Source organism: Parasediminibacterium paludis (assembly GCF_042651445.1).
Taxonomy (GTDB): Bacteria; Bacteroidota; Bacteroidia; order Chitinophagales; family Chitinophagaceae; genus Parasediminibacterium; species Parasediminibacterium paludis.
On the sequence record NZ_JBHSDC010000025.1, the window covers coordinates 1 to 3,149 of the forward strand.

Annotated in this window: 4 protein-coding genes; all 4 read left to right on the forward strand. The window is 33.1% G+C overall.

Going from position 1 to position 3,149, the window contains the following annotated elements; genetic code table 11:
- Positions 1-413 precede the first annotated feature (413 nt).
- Complete coding sequence (locus ACFOW1_RS12495) at positions 414-548, forward strand: hypothetical protein (protein ID WP_379014682.1); 135 nt, start codon at positions 414-416, stop codon at positions 546-548.
- A gap of 291 nt (positions 549-839) precedes the next feature.
- On the forward strand, positions 840-1,298 hold the full coding sequence (locus ACFOW1_RS12500; RefSeq protein WP_379014684.1) for a hypothetical protein: 459 nt from the start codon (positions 840-842) through the stop codon (positions 1,296-1,298).
- Positions 1,286-1,603: a hypothetical protein gene (locus ACFOW1_RS12505; protein WP_379014686.1), complete on the forward strand. Its 318-nt coding sequence runs from the start codon at positions 1,286-1,288 to the stop codon at positions 1,601-1,603. Before ACFOW1_RS12500 ends, ACFOW1_RS12505 begins: the two co-directional genes overlap by 13 nt.
- Positions 1,604-2,154: 551 nt before the next feature.
- Positions 2,155-2,949 (forward strand): M43 family zinc metalloprotease, encoded by a 795-nt coding sequence (locus tag ACFOW1_RS12510; RefSeq protein WP_379014687.1) that lies wholly within the window; start codon positions 2,155-2,157, stop codon positions 2,947-2,949.
- The last annotated feature ends 200 nt before the right edge of the window (positions 2,950-3,149 follow it).

A 3,149-nucleotide genomic window follows, 5' to 3' on the forward strand; every position in this document is an offset into this window, starting at 1 on the left:
ATATCGGTCATTTAAAGTTAACATTTTTGTCAACTTTTAAATGAGCGAGATTCAGGGGAGCTTACAGAGACAAATGGTTTAGGGCTCCTCTCCTTGTCCATTATATAAGTTGACTAAAAATCAATCAAAATAGACATTAAATAATAGTGAATTACTGCTTACTTATTATAAGGTACAGGCAACCGACTATTAGCCAAAAAGCATGGATTTAGTAGACCCACCTTCAATAAATGATAGATGATTCACAATAGCATTCATAACTTGACATTTACCGAAAATAAGACGAAAAAGCTCGTTAATTTAAGCCATGACTACCGAGCAAAGGCTTTTTGCAGGAAGCTAGAATCCTCACACGAAGGGCAAGATGTAAAATTTTAAAGAGGCAGAAAGGCAATACAAACGATATGGACATTATGACTAGACCGGGAAAGGTTGGGGGAACATTGGTAACGATTTTCTACAACTTTGAGATAGCACATTTGGTGAAAACAGCGATACCAGCGGCTATTGGTGCTGTGGTAAGTTTTGCTGTTTCGATGGCATTATAGGGGCTTTTAAAGCGCTGGCATAAGTAACTTGGCAAGAGGTTTAGTGACAGTGACCAAGAATGGTAAAGCCACTTTCTAGGGACTTTTTTAGTATGTGTTAATAAGCGGTTGATAAGATAATTTAGTATATGTGGATAGAAGTATTATTTTTATTATGAGTTTTGAAATGCGTGTTGGATATAATTAAGTTAATGTGAGTGATTGGCAGGAAACAAGAGCAAAAAGTGTATCATAATTTAAGTTAGTAAATTAGGAAGAGGCATTGCAAATGCCTTTTATCTGAACTTCGGGATGCGTCGGAACATCCAGAAAAGCGATACTATCAAGAAAATAAGTGAACAACAGAAAATTAATTTTGCAATTAAACATAAACAGGGAAGCCGAAAACTGAATAGAGTAGGCAGAAAAGTAAAACAATTAAAAATGAAAAATGATGTAGATTTTTTGATTAAGCTAATCAAAGACAAAAAACTTGATTTATCTTATGGTCAATATGACAAATTGGATGGAAAAACCAAAGATGCAATTTTAAAGTATCTAGATGAAGATAAGTATCAGACAGGTGCTGACAATTATCCGAAAGACATTATTGGTGATACATATTCAGTAGCAAACTTTAATGGTGGTATTCAACTTCTCGTTTTTAGCCTCTTTTACGAGGATGCTGAACAATGCGGCGGGACATTAGTATTTTCTGTGGAAAATGGAAACTGCAAATGTGTTGCAGACAACGTTGAATGCTCAAGTTAATTTTAAAAACTAAAAAAACTAAAAATGAATATACTAATTGTAATAACAGTAATGGACAAGATGAAGAACTACGGGTTGCATTTGATGCCACTTTGAAAGACTGTAATTGGGTTTTAAATACTGATGTGCCTGACGCATATACCAAAAGTGTTGACCCTACTTTGTCCGAAAATCAAATAAAAAAAATTATTGAAGAGGATATTAATTCAGCTGTTGAAGAAGCTGAATGGGGTGAAATTAATCATGTATCTATAATTTCAAAACATCAACCTGTTTATAGTAAATCGACAAAATTAAATTCATAATAAAAAATGCGAAACTATAATACTGTAAATATAGACGCTAAAATCTATACAATTCCATTTAATAGAGCATGGGATAAAATTTTGGAATTACATGGTAAAACCAAACCTTCAATAAATGGAAAGATTTCCAAAGAACAATTAACATATCTTAATTCGGTTTTGTCAGTTATTATTTCAGTAACATCATTACTTTACTAGTAAAGCTCCTTTCTAAGGGCTTTTTTTGTATATGTTAATAAGCGGTTTATAAAATAATTTAGTATATGTGGGTAGAAGTATTATTTTATTATGGGTTTTGAAATAGGTGTTGGATAAGATTAAGTGACTGGGGACAAGGGACAGCGGCATGGGCAAATGGATAAAAAAGATTGCTATAACCCAACAATACAAATGACGAATTGAGTGTATTGTTCCAACAACAATACAAAAAGGCGAATAATAATTTGTTGATTATCAATAGCAAAAAATATTTTAAACTGCGTGTAATAACATAAATACACTCGATGGTGGCAATTTTGCCCGACCATGATCTTAACCAAAAATTTTAAACAATGAGAAAATGTTTATTACTTATGACAATCCTTTTAACGACTAGCATTTTGTTTGGACAAAAAAGAAACGCACTAGACGATGGAAGAAAAATAAAAGTTCCAATCGTATTCCATGTTATTTATAACAATGAAAAAGAAAATATAAATGATAGTTTAATATTGAATGAGTTGCAAGATTTAAACATGGACTTCTCACAAAAGAACAACATGAGTTTACTTGACAATGAATTTAGTAATCTCGTAGGGAACCCCAACATTGAGTTTTACTTGCTTGATTCGGCTTTACAAAAAAACGGAATTAAGGGGGTTCAGAGAGTTTCTGCAATGGGCTTAAATAACAGAGAAAAATTATTAATTAGCCCAACGAATTGTGTAAATGTTTTTATTGCTATACAAGGAAATGCATCTAACATATTTAGTGACCGAGTGGACTTAAATTATGAAGATATTGGAACACATAGTCATGTTCTAACTCATGAAACAGGACATTGGATGGGATTATATCATATTTTCGGGCAAATTGGAAATAGTTCTTGGTGGCATGTAACTTTTGGTAATCACGACGACCTAATAGACGATACACCAAAACAAAAAAGAGGTACAGCAATTTGCTATGAAATTAAACCTAATTGTCCTTGTCCACCAAAGAAAATCTATTTTAAAGGGCATAAAACATTATATAATAACTTTATGGACTATAGTCCATGCCGCTGCATGTTTACTATTGGACAATCGATCAAAATGAGAAACAATATTATTGAAAATAAAAAAATGCTATTTGATAATTCAAAATAAAAAAACTGCCACCAACATCGGCTTGGCGATATGGCGGCTGAGGAATATCTATTGGGCTGGAGTGCTAGGGCTGAGCAACAGAAATGCTAATTGGCTTCGGTGCTATCATTCCGCCACCTCGCCAAGCTGTAGGCGTCAGACTGTGAAAAAACTCTGTTTATTGATTTTTTAATCTTTTTTCCTCGTTGCGGTTAGCTTTG